This window comes from Bradyrhizobium sp. USDA 4461, assembly GCF_054055655.1.
In genome coordinates this window covers 5,134,201-5,148,662 of sequence record NZ_JBSRXM010000001.1, presented here as the reverse complement: position 1 = coordinate 5,148,662, position 14,462 = coordinate 5,134,201, and the positions used below count along the sequence as shown (strand labels likewise).

Annotated in this window: 19 protein-coding genes; 14 read left to right on the top strand and 5 right to left on the bottom strand. The window is 64.4% G+C overall.

Going from position 1 to position 14,462, the window contains the following annotated elements; all coding sequences use genetic code 11:
- Window positions 1-162: 162 nt before the first annotated feature.
- Complete coding sequence (locus ACVINW_RS23765) at window positions 163-783, top strand: response regulator (RefSeq protein ID WP_456753534.1); 621 nt, start codon at window positions 163-165, stop codon at window positions 781-783.
- Between the two features lie 24 nt (window positions 784-807).
- Window positions 808-1,653 (top strand): S-formylglutathione hydrolase, encoded by an 846-nt coding sequence (gene fghA / locus ACVINW_RS23760; protein ID WP_456753533.1) that lies wholly within the window; start codon window positions 808-810, stop codon window positions 1,651-1,653.
- Between the two features lie 182 nt (window positions 1,654-1,835).
- Here the strand turns inward: fghA and ACVINW_RS23755 are convergent, their stop codons facing one another.
- A complete protein-coding gene (locus tag ACVINW_RS23755) occupies window positions 1,836-2,348 on the bottom strand; it encodes a DUF3280 domain-containing protein (protein WP_456753532.1) in 513 nt (170 codons plus the stop codon).
- A 187-nt stretch (window positions 2,349-2,535) separates the two neighbouring features.
- On the opposite strand from ACVINW_RS23755, the gene ACVINW_RS23750 reads away from it, so the two are divergent.
- From ACVINW_RS23750 to ACVINW_RS23725, 6 genes are all read left to right on the top strand, one after another.
- On the top strand, window positions 2,536-3,717 hold the full coding sequence (locus ACVINW_RS23750) for an ABC transporter substrate-binding protein (protein ID WP_456753531.1): 1,182 nt from the start codon (window positions 2,536-2,538) through the stop codon (window positions 3,715-3,717).
- Window positions 3,718-3,722: 5 nt separating this feature from the next.
- Entirely contained in the window at window positions 3,723-4,700 is a 978-nt protein-coding gene (locus ACVINW_RS23745; protein WP_456753530.1) for a YVTN family beta-propeller repeat protein, read from the top strand.
- Window positions 4,697-5,512, top strand: coding sequence for an ABC transporter ATP-binding protein (locus tag ACVINW_RS23740; protein WP_456753529.1), 816 nt, complete (start codon window positions 4,697-4,699; stop codon window positions 5,510-5,512). The genes ACVINW_RS23745 and ACVINW_RS23740 overlap by 4 nt, the downstream gene beginning before the upstream one ends.
- A complete protein-coding gene (locus ACVINW_RS23735; protein WP_456753528.1) occupies window positions 5,509-6,357 on the top strand; it encodes an ABC transporter permease in 849 nt (282 codons plus the stop codon). Before ACVINW_RS23740 ends, ACVINW_RS23735 begins: the two co-directional genes overlap by 4 nt.
- The gene (locus ACVINW_RS23730; protein ID WP_456753527.1) at window positions 6,354-6,971 is read left to right on the top strand and encodes a hypothetical protein; all 618 of its coding nucleotides are present in this window, start codon (window positions 6,354-6,356) and stop codon (window positions 6,969-6,971) included. The genes ACVINW_RS23735 and ACVINW_RS23730 overlap by 4 nt, the downstream gene beginning before the upstream one ends.
- A 141-nt stretch (window positions 6,972-7,112) precedes the next feature.
- Window positions 7,113-7,388, top strand: coding sequence for a copper-binding protein (locus ACVINW_RS23725; RefSeq protein WP_456753526.1), 276 nt, complete (start codon window positions 7,113-7,115; stop codon window positions 7,386-7,388).
- Window positions 7,389-7,412: 24 nt separating this feature from the next.
- On the opposite strand, the gene ACVINW_RS23720 is transcribed toward ACVINW_RS23725, so the two are convergent.
- Both ACVINW_RS23720 and ACVINW_RS23715 read right to left on the bottom strand, forming a co-directional pair.
- Window positions 7,413-7,967, bottom strand: a complete 555-nt coding sequence (locus ACVINW_RS23720) for a PQQ-dependent catabolism-associated CXXCW motif protein (protein ID WP_456753525.1) — start codon at window positions 7,965-7,967, stop codon at window positions 7,413-7,415.
- Window positions 7,964-8,845: a substrate-binding domain-containing protein gene (locus ACVINW_RS23715; protein WP_456753524.1), complete on the bottom strand. Its 882-nt coding sequence runs from the start codon at window positions 8,843-8,845 to the stop codon at window positions 7,964-7,966. The genes ACVINW_RS23720 and ACVINW_RS23715 overlap by 4 nt, the downstream gene beginning before the upstream one ends.
- A 167-nt stretch (window positions 8,846-9,012) precedes the next feature.
- Between ACVINW_RS23715 and ACVINW_RS23710 the strand changes: the two genes are divergently transcribed.
- Window positions 9,013-9,939 carry a quinoprotein relay system zinc metallohydrolase 2 gene (locus tag ACVINW_RS23710; RefSeq protein WP_456753523.1) on the top strand — a complete coding sequence of 309 codons (927 nt, stop codon included), beginning with the start codon at window positions 9,013-9,015 and terminating at the stop codon, window positions 9,937-9,939.
- A gap of 44 nt (window positions 9,940-9,983) precedes the next feature.
- Window positions 9,984-10,808, top strand: coding sequence for a quinoprotein dehydrogenase-associated SoxYZ-like carrier (locus tag ACVINW_RS23705; protein ID WP_456753522.1), 825 nt, complete (start codon window positions 9,984-9,986; stop codon window positions 10,806-10,808).
- Between the two features lie 41 nt (window positions 10,809-10,849).
- Here ACVINW_RS23705 and ACVINW_RS23700 read toward each other — a convergent pair whose 3' ends face one another.
- The gene (locus tag ACVINW_RS23700) at window positions 10,850-11,191 is read right to left on the bottom strand and encodes a hypothetical protein (protein ID WP_456753521.1); all 342 of its coding nucleotides are present in this window, start codon (window positions 11,189-11,191) and stop codon (window positions 10,850-10,852) included.
- A 149-nt stretch (window positions 11,192-11,340) separates the two neighbouring features.
- On the opposite strand from ACVINW_RS23700, the gene ACVINW_RS23695 reads away from it, so the two are divergent.
- From ACVINW_RS23695 to ACVINW_RS23680, 4 genes are read left to right on the top strand one after another with little or no spacing between them, the layout of a single operon-like run.
- Complete coding sequence (locus ACVINW_RS23695; protein ID WP_456756481.1) at window positions 11,341-12,273, top strand: ABC transporter substrate-binding protein; 933 nt, start codon at window positions 11,341-11,343, stop codon at window positions 12,271-12,273.
- Window positions 12,274-12,275: 2 nt separating this feature from the next.
- Window positions 12,276-13,013 (top strand): ABC transporter permease, encoded by a 738-nt coding sequence (locus ACVINW_RS23690; RefSeq protein ID WP_456753520.1) that lies wholly within the window; start codon window positions 12,276-12,278, stop codon window positions 13,011-13,013.
- On the top strand, window positions 13,003-13,713 hold the full coding sequence (locus ACVINW_RS23685) for an ABC transporter ATP-binding protein (protein WP_456753519.1): 711 nt from the start codon (window positions 13,003-13,005) through the stop codon (window positions 13,711-13,713). Before ACVINW_RS23690 ends, ACVINW_RS23685 begins: the two co-directional genes overlap by 11 nt.
- A gap of 41 nt (window positions 13,714-13,754) precedes the next feature.
- The gene (locus ACVINW_RS23680; protein WP_456753518.1) at window positions 13,755-14,108 is read left to right on the top strand and encodes a hypothetical protein; all 354 of its coding nucleotides are present in this window, start codon (window positions 13,755-13,757) and stop codon (window positions 14,106-14,108) included.
- Window positions 14,109-14,112: 4 nt separating this feature from the next.
- Here the strand turns inward: ACVINW_RS23680 and ACVINW_RS23675 are convergent, their stop codons facing one another.
- Window positions 14,113-14,349: a hypothetical protein gene (locus ACVINW_RS23675; RefSeq protein WP_456753517.1), complete on the bottom strand. Its 237-nt coding sequence runs from the start codon at window positions 14,347-14,349 to the stop codon at window positions 14,113-14,115.
- Window positions 14,350-14,462 lie beyond the last annotated feature (113 nt).

Here is a 14,462-nt window from a genome sequence, read left to right as displayed (position 1 = left end):
ATCCCTCCTCCGAGAGGATCGTTGACAGCCAAATTTGCCCGGCTATCTAATCGCACCCTATCGCAATCCCATGCGAGGTGCACAACCGGCCGGAACCGAGGTGTTCTTCGTGCAAGCCGATGAGACGATGAGTGAACAGAAGCAGGTCGCCGGAACAATGCCATGCGCATTCTGATCGTTGATGATCATCCCATCGTTGCCTCCGGTTGCCGCACCGTGTTCGCCGACGATCCCGGGATCACCCTGCTCGAAGCCGCGGATGCCGAAAGCGGCGAGCGCGCGTTTGTCGCAGACAAACCCGATCTCTGCGTGATCGACATCAACCTGCCGACCGTCTCCGGCTTCGAGCTGGCGCGCCGCATCCTGACGCGCGATGCATCCGCACGCCTCATCATGTTCAGCATGAACGACGACCCGGTGTTCGCCGCCCGCGCCATCGACATCGGCGCCAAGGGCTACGTTTCGAAGACCGGCGATCCCAACGATCTGGTCGAGGCGGTGCGCGAAGTCGGCAATGGCGGCGTCTATCTGCCGCCGGCGATCGCACGCAACGTCGCGTTTGCGCGGCCGGGCTTTGCGCAAAACCCGCTGTCCAAGCTGACCTCGCGCGAGATGGAGATCCTGCGCCTGCTCAGTTCCGGCAAGAGCCTGTCGGAGATCGCCTGGCTGGTGCATTCGTCATACAAGACGGTCGCGAACACGTCATCGATCATGCGCCAGAAGCTTGGCGTGCGCACGTCGGCCGAGCTGGTGCGCCTAGCGATCGAGAGTGGCGTCGCCTGACGCTGCACTCCAACCGAGAGGAATATGGCAATGCAGACGGTTTCCCAGAACAAGTCGCATGGCGGTACGCAAGGTGTTTACCGCCATCCGAGCCGCGAGACCAAGACCGACATGACCTTCTCGGTGTTCGTCCCGGAACACGCGGCCGGCGCCAAATTGCCTGTGGTCACCTATCTCTCAGGCCTGACCTGCACCCACACCAACGTCACCGAAAAGGGTGAATTCCGCCAGGCCTGCGCCGAGCTCGGCCTGATCTTCGTTGCGCCCGACACCAGCCCGCGCGGCGAAGGCGTTCCCGGCGATCCCGCCAATGCATATGATTTCGGCCTCGGCGCAGGCTTCTATGTCGATGCGACCGAACCGCCGTTCGCGACCAATTACCGGATGTGGAGCTACGTCACCGAGGAATTGCCCAAGCTGATCGCCGAGCATTTCCCGGTCGACACGACGCGGCAATCGATCCTCGGTCACTCCATGGGCGGCCATGGCGCGCTGACGGTCGCGTTGACCTATCCCGATCGCTATCGCGCGGCCAGCGCGTTTGCGCCGATCGTGGCGCCGTCGCAGGTGCCGTGGGGCAACAAGGCGCTCGGCGGCTATCTCGGCAACAACAAACAGGCATGGCGCAAGCACGACGCGGTCGCGCTGATCGAGGACGGCGCCCGCTTCTCGGACCTGCTGGTCGATTACGGCGATGCCGACGGCTTCCTTGCCGAGCAGCTGCGGCCCGAGCTGTTGAAAGCCGCCTGCGAGAAGGCCGGCATCCCGCTCACTTTGCGGCGTCAGCCGGGCTACGACCACAGCTACTACTTCATCTCGACCTTCATGGCCGATCACCTGCGCTGGCACGCCGCACGGCTGAAGGCTTGAGCGTTCCCCGCGCGAAGTGTGAGTATCCGTCATCCTGAGGAGCCGCGCAGCGGCGTCTCGAAGGATGCACGGCCCGGCTGGTGGCCGTCGACCCTTCGAGACGCGCGCAAGGGCGCGCTCCTCAGGGTCACGGGGCTAAACTGGTGTCGCTCCATCAACGCTATTGCGAGCGAAGGGCTGATCTATCGGGCCTGCGGCAGGCCGTAGTTCGGCGCGAGCAGGCGGTTGCGCACGAGGTAATCGGTGGCCCGCGACCAGGATTCGTCGGTGTTGCCGCGCATGTCGGCGCTCGCGGCCGCCACCAATTGCCCGGTGTGCACGTCGCGCAGATAGAGATTGATGTTGAGGATCAGGTTGGAGACCTTCTGCACCACGCCGGTCATCGCAAGGTCAGCGCCGAGCTGGCCGGCCAGCTTCACGTCGCAGCCGCCGCAGGCCTGAAGATTGCTGCCGTGCGCCGCAACATTGACGGGCGCGATATCGAGCACCCGGAACTTGCCGGAGTCCGCAAGCTCCTTGCGGACCTGATCGCCGGCCCGCAGCAGCCGTGCCTGCTCGTCGGTCCGCGGCCCGTTCACTTCCCCTTGCAGGCTTGTATCGATCATCTCGAAGTCGAACACCGCAAGCTTGGGCGGCTCGGCGCGGACCGCCGCAGACATCACCAGCAAAGATACGACGACGAACGCTGATCTCATGCAAATCCTGATCTCATGCAAAGCCTGATCTCATGATTGTGAACCAATCGAATATGTAACCTTGCAACGACAAAAAGCGGGGTTGCAAGCCAGGCCAATTCCGGCATCTTGCACATCAACGCTTGGCCAGAAAAGCGGAAGCTTTCGATAGTGCCATGCCGAGTGAGGAAAGACTGCGGGAGGAGTTATGTTCCGATGGCTGATCGGCACGATCGCGCTCAGCATGATGGCGACCGGAGCGCTGGCGGCTGGTCCCGTCGAGATCCATATCGGCTATCTCGGCCATGCCGGCGTCAAATCGACGCTCTCGCTGGTCGAGCAACCGGCCGACAACGACGGCATCGCCGGCGCGCGGCTTGCGATCGAGGACAACAATACGACCGGCAAGTTCCTCAACCAGCGCTTCACGCTCGACGAGGTCAAGGTCAAGGACAGCGACGATGTCGCCAAGGCCGCGGCCGATCTCGCCGGCCGCAACGACTACATCATCACCGATCTGCCCGCCGATGCCCTGCTCAAGGTCGCCGACGCATTGCGCGATCGCGGCACCGTGCTGCTGAACGCGGGTGCGATCGACGACCGGCTGCGCGAGCAGGACTGCCGCGCCAACGTCATCCATGTCGCGCCGACCCGCTCGATGCTGGCGGACGCGCTCGGCCAGTACCTGGTGTGGAAGCAGTGGAAGCGTTGGCTGCTGGTGACGGGCTCGCATGATCAGGACAAGCTCTACGCCGATGCGCTGCGTCGCGCTGCCACGCGGTTTGGCGCCAAGATCGTCCAGGAACGGACCTTCGAGGACACCGGCGGCGCCCGCCGCACCGACTCCGGCGTGACGCTGATCCAGCGCCAGATGCCGGTGTTCACCCAGCAGGCGCCGGCCTACGACGTACTGGTCGCCGCCGACGAGAGCGAGGTGTTCGCGAACTATCTCCCTTACCGGACCTGGGACCCGCGGCCCGTCGCGGGCTCGGCGGGCCTGGTGCCGACCAGCTGGGACGCGGCGCATGACCAATGGGGCGCGGTCCAGATTCAGAACCGCTTCGTCAAGCTGAACATGCGCCGCATGACCGCGCTCGACATGCAGGCCTGGACCGCCGCGCGCATGATCGGCGAAGCCACTTCCCGCACCAATTCGGGCGATCCCAAGAAGGTCATCGCCTTCCTCAAAGGCAAGGATTTCTCGATCGCCGCCTTCAAGGGCACGCGGTTGACCCTGCGCGACTGGAATTGGCAGCTCCGTCAGCCGATCCTGCTGGCCGATGGTCGTATGGTCGTTTCGGTCTCGCCGCAGGAAGGTTTCCTGCACCAGGTCTCCGAGCTCGACACGCTCGGAGTTGACCGGCCCGAAACGAAATGCAAGCTGCAGTGAGGGAGATGAAACGTATGTGGCGCCGCTGTCTGTTGACCGGGATGCTCGTTTGGCTTGCCGCGACACCGGCGTCCGCCTTCGTTGCCTATGTCTCCAACGAAAAGGGCAACACCGTCACGGTGATCGACACCACCAGCTGGACGGTGACAAAGACCATCAAGGTCGGCCAGCGGCCGCGCGGCATCGAGTTCTCGCGCGACGGCAAGTTCGTCATGGTCGCGGTCGGCGACGACGACACCATCCAGGTGATCGACACCAAGACCCAGGAGATCGTCGACACCCTGCCCTCCGGCCCCGACCCGGAACTGTTCACCCAGGATGCGGCCGGCAAGACCATGTATGTCGCCAACGAGAACGACAACACGGTCACCGTGATCGATCTCGAGAAGCGCGCCCGGATCGGCGACATCCAGGTCGGCGTCGAGCCTGAGGGCATGACGATCAGCCCGGACGGCAAGATCCTGATCAACACGTCCGAGACCACCAACATGGCGCATTTCATCGATACGTCGACGCGCCAGATCGTCGCCAATGTGCTGGTCGATTCGCGGCCCCGTTTCGCCCAGTTCAAGCGCGACGGCTCCGAATTGTGGGTATCCTCCGAGATCGGCGGCACGGTGTCGATCATCGATCCAGTCAAGCACGAGGTCACCGGCAAGATCACCTTCGAGATCCCAGGCCTGCGCAACGAGGCGATCCAGCCGGTCGGCATCGGCATGACCAAGGACGGCAAGACCGCGTTCGTCGCGCTCGGACCCGCCAACCGCGTCGCGGTCGTCGACGGCGCGACCCACAAGGTGCTCAAATATCTCCTGGTCGGCCAGCGGGTCTGGCACATGGATTTCACGCCGGACGAGAAATATCTGATGGTCACCAACGGCGTCTCCAACGACGTCTCGGTGATCGATGTCGCATCCCAGAAGGTGATCAAGACCATTCAGGTCGGCGAACTGCCCTGGGGGATCACGATCGCGCAGCCATGACCGCAACCGACGCCCATATCGCGAGCCAGCCGTCGCCGGATACAGGCCCTGTAGCGGCGGTGCAGCCGGCATTGTCGATCGGCAATGTCAGCCACAGCTACGGTCCGCGACGCGCCCTGATCGACGTCAATTTCACGGTTCAGCCGGCAAGCTTCACCGCGCTGCTCGGCCTCAATGGCGCCGGCAAGAGCACGTTGTTCTCGCTGGTGACGCGGCTGTTCGGCATCCAGAACGGCCAGATCAAGATCTTCGGCCACGACATCAGCCGGACACCGGGTGAAGCGCTGCGGCTGATGGGTGTCGTGTTCCAGCCGCGCACGCTCGATCTCGATCTCTCGCTGACGCAAAACCTGCTCTATCACGCCGCGCTGCACGGCATCTCGCGGCGCGAGGCGCGGCTGCGCAGCGCCGAGGTGCTCACCCGCATCGGGCTTGCCGACCGCGCCGGCAGCAAGGTGCGCGATCTCTCGGGGGGGCAGATGCGGCGGCTCGAGATCGCCCGCGCGCTGCTGCATCGGCCTCGGCTGCTGCTGCTCGACGAAGCCACCGTCGGGCTCGACGTCAAGGCGCGCGCCGACATCCTCGACCATGTCCGCCAGCTCGTCACCGAACAAGGCATCGGCGTGCTGTGGGCGACGCATCTGTTCGACGAGATCATGCCGGGCGACGACCTCGTGGTGCTGCATCAGGGCCGGATGCTGGCGCACGGGGCGATGGCGCGCGTGATCGCCGATGCCGGCGCCCAGGACGTCAACACCGCGTTCATGCGCCTGACCGGAACGGCCACCCTTACCGGAAAGCCGCCCACATGAGCAGCACGACGGTCACGCCCGAGCGCAGCGGCTTCTCGCCGTCGGAATACATCGTCTGCCTGAACGGCATCGTGTGGCGCGAGGCGCTGCGTTTCCTGCATCAGCGCGAGCGCTTCGTCTCGGCGCTGGTCAGGCCGCTGGTCTGGCTGTTCATCTTCGCCGCCGGCTTCCGCCAGGTGCTCGGCATCTCGATCATCCCGCCCTATGAGACCTACATCCTCTACGAGGTCTATATCGCGCCCGGCCTGATGGCGATGATCCAGCTGTTCAACGGCATGCAATCCTCGCTGTCGATGGTCTACGACCGCGAGATGGGCAACATGCGGACGTTGCTGGTCAGCCCGCTGCCGCGCGGCTATCTCTTGTTCTGCAAGCTGCTCGCCGGCACGGCCGTCTCGCTGCTCCAGGTCTACGCCTTCCTGCTGATCGCCTGGTTCTGGGACATCACGCCGCCGACCGTCGGCTATCTCACGGTGCTGCCGGCGCTGGTGCTGTCGGGCCTGATGCTCGGCGCCTTGGGCATGCTGATCTCGGCCAGCATCAAGCAGCTCGAAAACTTCGCCGGTGTGATGAACTTTGTCATCTTCCCGATGTTCTTCGCATCGTCGGCCCTCTACCCGCTCTGGCGGGTGCAGGAAGGCAGCCCGATGCTGTATTATGTCTGCCAGTGCAATCCGTTCACCCATGCGGTGGAGCTGATCCGGTTTGCGCTGTACGGCAAGATGAACTGGGTCTCCCTCGCGGTGGTCGGCGGCTGCACGGTGGTGTTCATGATCGGCGCGATCCTGGCTTACGATCCATCGCGCGGCCTGGTGCGCCGCGGTCCCGGCGGAGGCGAGGCATGACGATCTGGCGCATGGCACTGGGCGCGCTGCTCGCGATGGTTCTGTCGAACCAGGACGCATCGGCTGCCGACCCGCGTTATCCGGACTGGCCCTGCCAACAGGCCAAGGTGCCGGAAATCTCGCTCGCCGCGGTGTGGGCCGGCCCGCCGCTCGGCGATGCCGAGACCAAATGGCGGGACGATCCGAAGGTCAGCGCGCTCGCGACCAAGCTTGCCGCGCGCCGCGTTCCGCTGGAGGACGCGCAGAAGGAGATCACCGAGTTCCTGCAAGCCTCCGCGGCCGACAAGGCCAATGCCGGAAAGCTGCTGTTCGCAGGCCTGTTCGATACGCTCAACGGCCAGCGCGCCTCGGTCATGAACGGGCTCGAGCGCGTGATGCGCAAGCAGCGCGAGGCCGCGGAAAAGATCCGCGACGATACGCTCGCGCTGCAAAAGCTGCAGGACGCCACCCCGCCGGACCAGGCCAAGGTCGACGAGCTCGGCAATCAGCTGGTCTGGGAAACGCGGATCTTCGAAGACCGCGGGCGCGTGGTGAAGTTCGTCTGCGAGGTGCCGACCGCGATCGATCAGCGGCTGTTTGCGCTCAGTCGCACCATCCAGCAGGAGCTGGACTAAGGCTTGCCCCCGGTGATGACAGATACGCATCCCGACGCGCTCTTTTGGGCCGCGCTGTTGCGGAACCAACTGCGCTCTCCGCTCGTTGACTCCAACTATATCTGAAGTTGGGAGACCTCGATGAGAGCAGCCAAGATCGTCATGACCAGCCTCGCGGCCGCGAGCCTGATCACCTCAGCGGCTTTGGCCCAGCAACCGATGACCGGAATCGTCACCAAGATTGACCGATTGAGCGGAACCATCTCGCTCCAGCAGACGCAAAGCGGAACGGTGGGCGCGGCCGGCGGCGCGATGCAGGAATACAAGGTACCCAAGGGATTGTCGCTGGAGGACTTCCACGCCGGCGACAAGGTGACGTTCACCACCTCAGACAACGATGGCGGCAAGACCATCAACAAGCTCGACAAGCAAAAATAACCGGGATGACGTGTGAGGACGGGCTCAATGCTCGCCCTCGCGCGGCTCGGGTTCCGATTCCGCCAGCGGCAATTTGGCGCGCCCCCAGCCGTCGGTCCCCTCCGGATACCACGCCACGTTGCGGTAGCCGTAGGACAGCACGCGCTTGGCCGCGTTCCACGACATCCAGCAACTTTCCTGGCAGTAGATCACGAGCAATTTTGCCGTGTCGCCGCCGGAGGCGCGGACCAGACCGCGTCGCAGATAATCTTCGGTCGATGCGGCGAGCTTGCCGTAGCCGGTGTCGGGCAGCCAGATGCTGCCGGGGATGTTGCGATGCGGCCGCTCGCGCCACACCGTGCCGGCGGGAAGATTCGGCTTCGGTGCGCGCGGCAGCACGTCGACGAAAGCGCCTGATTTGTCGCGCCAGATCGCTTCCGCCTCCGCAGTCGTGAGCACGCGTGCGCCGGCAAGCGATGTCGGCACTGGCGCACGGTAATCCTCGGTGCGATAACCTTCCGGCTCTGGAGGCGGGTCCTGCGCGCGGACAGGCGAAGCGGCGACCAACATCACCGCAAACATCGCCGCGAGGCGGATCATGGCGACTTGGTCGCGCTCTCCGGACCGATCGGACGGTCGTTCTCGTCGAGCAGCGGCACGCCGTAATCAAGCAGGATCTTGTTGATCGCCGGCTGGTTCTCCTGGATCAGGCGGTTGAGCTGCCGCTTCCAGTTCTGATCGGACCCGCGCACGCCCATGCCGATGCGATAGACCAGCTTCGGTCCGGTCGTCTCCTTCACCAGCGGCGTAATGTGCAGCGGCGGGTTCGCCTTCTTGGCATAGAAGCCCGCCATCGGTCCCCACAGGATGCCGGCATCGATCTCGCCCTTGGCAAGATCGTCCATCATGGCCTGGGCCGACGAATCGTAGCGGGTGTCGATCATCAGCGGATAGGGCTTCGCATTGCCCATCAGGCCGGCGGCGGCCATGTTGGTGGCGGGCGGCGTTCCCGCAACGATGCCGATATGCTTGCCCTTCAGCCGCTCGTCCTCGAGCGTCGTGACCTGATCGAGCTCGCCGCCCGCCTTGGTCACCAGCGCATAGGCCGTGCGGTAATACGGATTGGTGCCTTGGGCGAGGTCATCGCCCTGCGGAAAGCCCATGATCACGTCGCAGCGATGCGCCGCGAGCGTCATCCGCACGAAGCCGGTCGCCTGCGGAAAGAACATGTAGTCGAGCTTCTTCTGCAGCTTCTCGGCAAACAGCTCGCCGATCTTGTTCTCAAACCCCTCGCCCTTCTCGTTCGAGAACGGCAGGTTGCGCGGATCGGCGCAAATGCGCAGCACCTTGGCGTCGACCAGCTCGATCGAGAGTTCGCCCTGATCATTGATCTGCGCGCGCGAGATATCGCCGCCGGCGAGGCTTGCGATCAGGCCGGCAACCGCGAGCAGAACAGGACGGCATCCGACAATTCTCATTACGTCGTCTCCTCGTGATCGGATCGATCGCCGCGATCCACCAATTGCCCGGCGCACCATGACGTGCAACAGGAATAATCATCGCGATTGCGCCGCGTTGCTTGCTGCAGCGCACACTGGCGCGCGGCGACATCGATCGCGCGCTCCGGAGAAACTGAGGCGGAAACATGGTTCATGGCGGATCGGTGCTTGCGCTGCTCCTGGTGCTTTGGACGCCGACCATAGCGTGGGCGCAAGAGGCGGAATTGCCTGTGAGCGAAGTCGCGCCCGGAATCTTCGTTCACAGCGGGGTCACCTCCTTGATGACGCGCGAGAATGAAGGTGCCATCGCCAATATCGGATTCGTGATCGGCGACAGCGCGGTTGCGGTCGTCGATACCGGCGGCAGCGTTCGCGAAGGCCGGCAATTGCTCGCCGCGGTCCGCAGTCACACCGACAAGCCGATCCGCTACGTGATCAATACCCACGCGCATCCGGACCACAGCTTCGGCAACGCGGCGTTCGTCGGTGACGGGACCCGTTTCGTCGGCCACAAGATGCTGCCCCGCGCGCTGGCGGCACGCGGGCAATTCTATCTCGACGGCTTTCGCCGGACGATGGGCGACGCCTTGATCGACGAGGTGAAGATCATTCCGCCGACCGTGCTGGTCGAGGACACGCTTCAGCTCGACCTCGGCGGACGAAGCCTGACCTTGAAGGCCTGGCCGCCTGCCCATAGCGACAACGACCTCACCGTCTTCGACGCGCAGACCAGCACCCTGTTCGCGGGCGACATGGTGTTCCTGGTCCACATTCCCGTGGTCGACGGCAGCCTCAAGGGCTGGCTGCGTGCGCTCGACGACCTCGCGGCCATTCCCGCCGAGCGCGTGGTTCCCGGTCACGGACCCGTGAGCGCCTGGCCTGCGGGGCTCGCCGACGAGCGGCGTTATCTTGAGACGCTGGCCGCGGACGTTCGCGCCCTGGTCAAGAGCGGCAAGCCGATCACGGCCGCGGCCGAGCATGCAGCGGAGGCCGAGCGGCCGCGCTGGCAGTTGTTCGACGATTACAACGCCCGCAACGCAACTGCAGCATTTTCGGAAATTGAATGGGAGTAGCCGTTGGTCCTATAATGACGCGGCTCGCACAGGATTTCGCGAACATGACCGGACATCGCGCCCGCCTGCTCTGCATCGCCAGCCTCTTCACGATCGCGCTGGGCACACCGGCTGCGTCCGCGGCAGAGACCTATGATCCCTGGCCGGGCCTGGTCCAGGACATCTTCAGCAACCGCCCGATGAATGACGGCAACGACGTCATCGGCATCGAGATGCCGTCGCGGGCGGAAGATGCCGCGATCGTGCCGGTGACGCTGCGCAGCAAGCTTCAGCCCAGCGACAGTCGCCGCGTCGTCGCGATCACGCTCGTGATCGACGAGAACCCGGCGCCGATGGCCGCCAGGTTCACGCTTGGACCGGACGCCAACGTCACCGAGATCTCGACCCGCGTCCGGGTCAACAACTACACCAACGTTCACGCCGTCGCGGAGCTCAGCGACGGAAAGCTCTATGTCAGCAAGGTCTATGTCAAAGCCTCCGGCGGCTGCTCGGCACCGGCCGGCAAGAATGTCGAGGAAGCAAACAACCGGCTTGGCCAGATGCGCTACCGGCAATTCACCAGATCCGAACAGGGGCCGGCGAGCAGCACGCGGGACGCCCAGATCATGATCGGGCATCCGAACAATTCAGGCCTGCAGATGGACCAGGTCACGCAGCTCTATATCCCGGCCTTCTTCGTCAACGAGCTGCACATCTGGCAGGACGACAGCCCGGTGCTGGCGATGGAGGGCGGCATCTCGATTTCCGAGGATCCCAATATCCGCTTCACCTACGTCTCGAATGGCGCCAAGCGTTTCCGCGCCGAAGCCAAGGACACCGAAGGGCACGTCTTCGAGCACGAATGGAAGGTCGAGAATCCCGGGACCTGACCTGCCCGCTATCTGCCGATAGACTTTAGAAGCACCTGACTTCAGAAGCACCTGACTTCAGCCTCGGCCTGCGCGCGCCTGAGGTCGTTGAGCGCATTGGCGGCCTGCTCCGAGGAGCGGAACTGACCGCCCAGATTGCCGCGCACCTGCGCCATGCTCAGCACGGTCTCGGCGGTGACGTAGCGGTCATAGGGGATGATCGAGGCGACCACATCGATCGAGCAGGAACATTGCTCGATCGACTGCCGGGATTCGCCATTGGCCTTCATGCAGCCGAACACATATTCCGCCCGCGCCGAGGTCGGATAGTCATTGATCTCCTGGGCCCGCACGCCGATGGCGGTACCGGCGAGCGCCAGGACGGCGACAATCGGTCGTAGCATGCCAGCTCCTGCCATGGTCCTGCTTCCTCTTCTCTTTCCGCAAGCTATGCTATGGAGATTGATCAGAAAAGAAAACATTCGGGGAAGTGGCGCAAGAAACGATGATCATCTCTGTACGCACGGTGTTGGCTGCGGCAGTTCTGGCGGTCATGCAGTTCGGCACCTCGTGCAATGCGGAGACCGTCCGCGTTGCAGCGCAGAAGACCGGAACGCTGGCCTGGGAACTGGCCGTCATTCGCTCCCACGGTCTCGACAAGAAGGCCAATCTGTCGATCGACGTCGTCGAGCTCGCCAGCCCCGAGGCCGGCAAGATCGCGCTGCGCTCCGGCACGGCCGACGTGATGGTGTCGGACTGGCCCTGGGTGTCGCGCGAGCGCTCGCTCGGCGCCAGGCTGCAATTCTATCCCTATTCGAGCGCGCTGGGCGCCGTGATGGTCCCGGCCGCCTCGCCGCTCAAGACGCTCGCCGACCTCAAGGGGCGGAAGCTTGCGGTTGCCGGCGGCGCGATCGACAAGAACTGGCTGCTGCTGCAGGCCGCATTGAAGCAGGACGGCGTCGACCTGAAGTCGCAGGCGAGCATCGTCTACGGCGCGCCGCCGCTGCTCGCCGCCAAGACCCTCGACGGTGAGATGGACGCGACGCTCAACTACTGGAATTTCTGCGCCGCGCTTGAAGCCAGGGGTTTTCGCCGTCTTGCCGGCATGGAAGACGTGCTGAAAAAGCTGGGCAGCAAGGGCCGCATCGCGATGATCGGCTATGTCTTCGACGAAACCTGGGCCAACGCCAACAAGGACCTGGTGGCCCGCTTCATCGCCGTGACGCGTGCCGCGAAAGAGATTCTGGCGACCTCGGATGCCGAATGGGACACCATCGCGCCACTGACCGGCGCGCAGGATCCGGCGACGCTGCACGCCTACCGAGACCGCTACCGCGAGGGGATCCCGCGGCGTCCGATCGCGGACGAAGAAGCCGATGCACGCGTGCTGTACCGGGTGCTGGCGCAACTCGGCGGGCGTGATCTGGTCGGCACCGCGACCGAACTCGATCCCGGCACGTTCTACCAAGCGATCCCGGGAGACTAGCGGTGCTGCGTCTATTGTCCTTCGCACTGTTCATCGCGACCTGGTGGATTGCCTCGCTCGTGATCGGCGATGCCAAGCTGCCGGCCCCACCGGCGGTGCTGTCGGTGCTCGCAGCCGAGGCACGATCGGGGGCGTTGTTCGTCAATCTCGGCGCAACGCTCGCCCGTGTCGCGCTGGCCTTCACGCTTGCAATGGCACTCGGCTCGGCGATCGGCTATCTGATGGGCCGCGTCTCGCTCGCCAATCGCCTCGGCGATCCCTGGCTGATCCTTCTGCTCAATTTGCCGGCGCTCGTCGTCATCGTGCTGGCCTATATCTGGGCCGGCTTGACCGAGGTCGCGGCGATCGCGGCGATCGCCATCAACAAGCTGCCGACCGCCGTCGTCACGCTCCGCGAGGGCGCCCGCGCGCTCGATCCCGCGCTCGACGAGATGGCGACCGCCTTCGCCATTCCGCGCGGCCGCGCCTTCCGGCATGTGGTCCTGCCGCAGCTTGCACCCTATATCGCGGCGGCGGCGCGCTCCGGGCTCTCGCTGGTCTGGAAGATCGTGCTGGTCGCCGAATATCTCGGCCGCCCCAACGGCGTCGGCTTCGAGATCGGTGTCGCCTTCCAGCTGTTCGACATTCCCCTGCTGCTCGCCTATTCGCTGAGCTTTGCCGGCGTCGTGCTCATCATCGAGACCCTGATGGTGCAGCCGTTTGAAACCAGGCTAACCCGGTGGCGGCTCCGTGCAGCTTGAGGTCAATATTTCAGGCAAGAGTTTTGCGAGCGCAGCCGGCAAGCGGCACGACGTGCTCGACACCATCACCTTCACCTTGAACGCCGGCGAGGTTGGCGTGCTGTTCGGCCCATCCGGCTGCGGCAAGAGCACCCTGCTCCGGATTTTCGCCGGACTCGATGGCAACTACCAGGGCCACGTCACGCGCTCGCCCGGCATGCGCCTTGGCATGGTGTTCCAGGAGCCGAGGCTATTGCCCTGGCGCACCGTCGAGGAGAACGTGCGGCTCGCTGCACCTGATGTCGATGCCGACACGCTATCCGCGCTGTTCGAAGTGCTCGAACTGGGCGCGCACAGCAACCACTTTCCCGGCGAGTTGTCGCTCGGCCTCGCGCGCCGCGTCGCGCTGGCGCGCGCCTTCGCCATCGAACCGGATTTCCTGATCCTCGACGAGCCGCTGGCCTCGCTCGACAATGCGCTGGCGGGGCGGCTGCGCGACCAGATCGCCACGCTGGTGGCCAGCCGGAAGATGATGACGCTGCTGGTCACCCACGATCTCGACGATGCCGTCCGCCTCGGCGACCGCCTGTTCTTCCTATCGCCGCGGCCGGCGCGGATCCTTCACGTCGAAACCATCGCCGCGCCGCGCGCTGTGCGCGGCGAGGCCGAGATCGGCGAAATCAAGCGGCAGCTCTCACAGTTGGACCTTGCAAATATGTGAGACGCCGTCATCCTTGGACGAAAGCGGTAGGGAGAGATCGGATGTCGCGCGCGTTGATCGCTGTTGGTGTTGCGTTGCTGGTGCTGCCGGCAACCGTGCTCGCCCAAAGCAAGGGCAAGGGCATTCGGTTGTGGAATCTGACCAGCGCGACGATCTCGAGCTTCGAGCTGTCGCCGGCCGGCAAGAATGAGTGGGGCCCCAACCAGACGCTGAACGACAAGGACAAGGAAGTCGACCACGACGAGCGCCTGCGCATTACCGGCGTGGAGCCTGGCCGCTACGATGCCAGGGTCGGCTACAGCGGCGGCAAGCAGTGCGTCGCCCGCGACATCGAGATCAAGGCGGACGCCGTGTTTTCGGTCTCCGACAAGGATCTCAGGGATTGCAACAAATAAGGAGCTAACCGGCCGGCGGTTCGCCGCCCGTGCTCGCACGATCATTGGTGTGCGGATATTCGCAGCGCCATCGCACCGCAGTCCATTTCGGATGTTCGCCGACCCATTGCGCGATGTACGGCGGCGCGGCCATGGCGCATTGCTGCAGCGAGCCGCTCCAGTTGAACACCAGATGCTGCTCCTCGCAGGTGGCGGGCGACAGCACGGCACATACAGTGACAATCAGATCAATCGGGTTCATGCATGAAACCTCGCGGGCGTCGTCAAAAGATAACATAAGCGCTACGCCCGCAGCAGCCGGAAGTTTCAACGCCGTGCGAGATCGAGCGGAACCAGGCGGTCACGGCCCCGCTA

Bases quoted from the DNA above. Each gene is read 5' to 3' on its own strand.
- ACVINW_RS23730 (WP_456753527.1), top strand. From the start codon at position 6,354: ATGACGATCTGGCGCATGGCACTGGGCGCGCTGCTCGCGATGGTTCTG.
- ACVINW_RS23705 (WP_456753522.1), top strand. From the start codon at position 9,984: ATGACCGGACATCGCGCCCGCCTGCTCTGCATCGCCAGCCTCTTCACG.
- ACVINW_RS23710 (WP_456753523.1), top strand. From the start codon at position 9,013: ATGGTTCATGGCGGATCGGTGCTTGCGCTGCTCCTGGTGCTTTGGACG.
- ACVINW_RS23750 (WP_456753531.1), top strand. From the start codon at position 2,536: ATGTTCCGATGGCTGATCGGCACGATCGCGCTCAGCATGATGGCGACC.
- ACVINW_RS23695 (WP_456756481.1), top strand. From the start codon at position 11,341: ATGCAGTTCGGCACCTCGTGCAATGCGGAGACCGTCCGCGTTGCAGCG.
- ACVINW_RS23680 (WP_456753518.1), top strand. From the start codon at position 13,755: ATGTCGCGCGCGTTGATCGCTGTTGGTGTTGCGTTGCTGGTGCTGCCG.
- fghA (WP_456753533.1), top strand. From the start codon at position 808: ATGGCAATGCAGACGGTTTCCCAGAACAAGTCGCATGGCGGTACGCAA.
- ACVINW_RS23720 (WP_456753525.1), bottom strand. From the start codon at position 7,967: ATGATCCGCCTCGCGGCGATGTTTGCGGTGATGTTGGTCGCCGCTTCG.
- ACVINW_RS23745 (WP_456753530.1), top strand. From the start codon at position 3,723: ATGAAACGTATGTGGCGCCGCTGTCTGTTGACCGGGATGCTCGTTTGG.
- ACVINW_RS23700 (WP_456753521.1), bottom strand. From the start codon at position 11,191: ATGCTACGACCGATTGTCGCCGTCCTGGCGCTCGCCGGTACCGCCATC.
- ACVINW_RS23725 (WP_456753526.1), top strand. From the start codon at position 7,113: ATGACCAGCCTCGCGGCCGCGAGCCTGATCACCTCAGCGGCTTTGGCC.
- ACVINW_RS23765 (WP_456753534.1), top strand. From the start codon at position 163: ATGCGCATTCTGATCGTTGATGATCATCCCATCGTTGCCTCCGGTTGC.
- ACVINW_RS23735 (WP_456753528.1), top strand. From the start codon at position 5,509: ATGAGCAGCACGACGGTCACGCCCGAGCGCAGCGGCTTCTCGCCGTCG.
- ACVINW_RS23715 (WP_456753524.1), bottom strand. From the start codon at position 8,845: ATGAGAATTGTCGGATGCCGTCCTGTTCTGCTCGCGGTTGCCGGCCTG.
- ACVINW_RS23740 (WP_456753529.1), top strand. From the start codon at position 4,697: ATGACCGCAACCGACGCCCATATCGCGAGCCAGCCGTCGCCGGATACA.
- ACVINW_RS23755 (WP_456753532.1), bottom strand. From the start codon at position 2,348: ATGAGATCAGCGTTCGTCGTCGTATCTTTGCTGGTGATGTCTGCGGCG.
- ACVINW_RS23675 (WP_456753517.1), bottom strand. From the start codon at position 14,349: ATGAACCCGATTGATCTGATTGTCACTGTATGTGCCGTGCTGTCGCCC.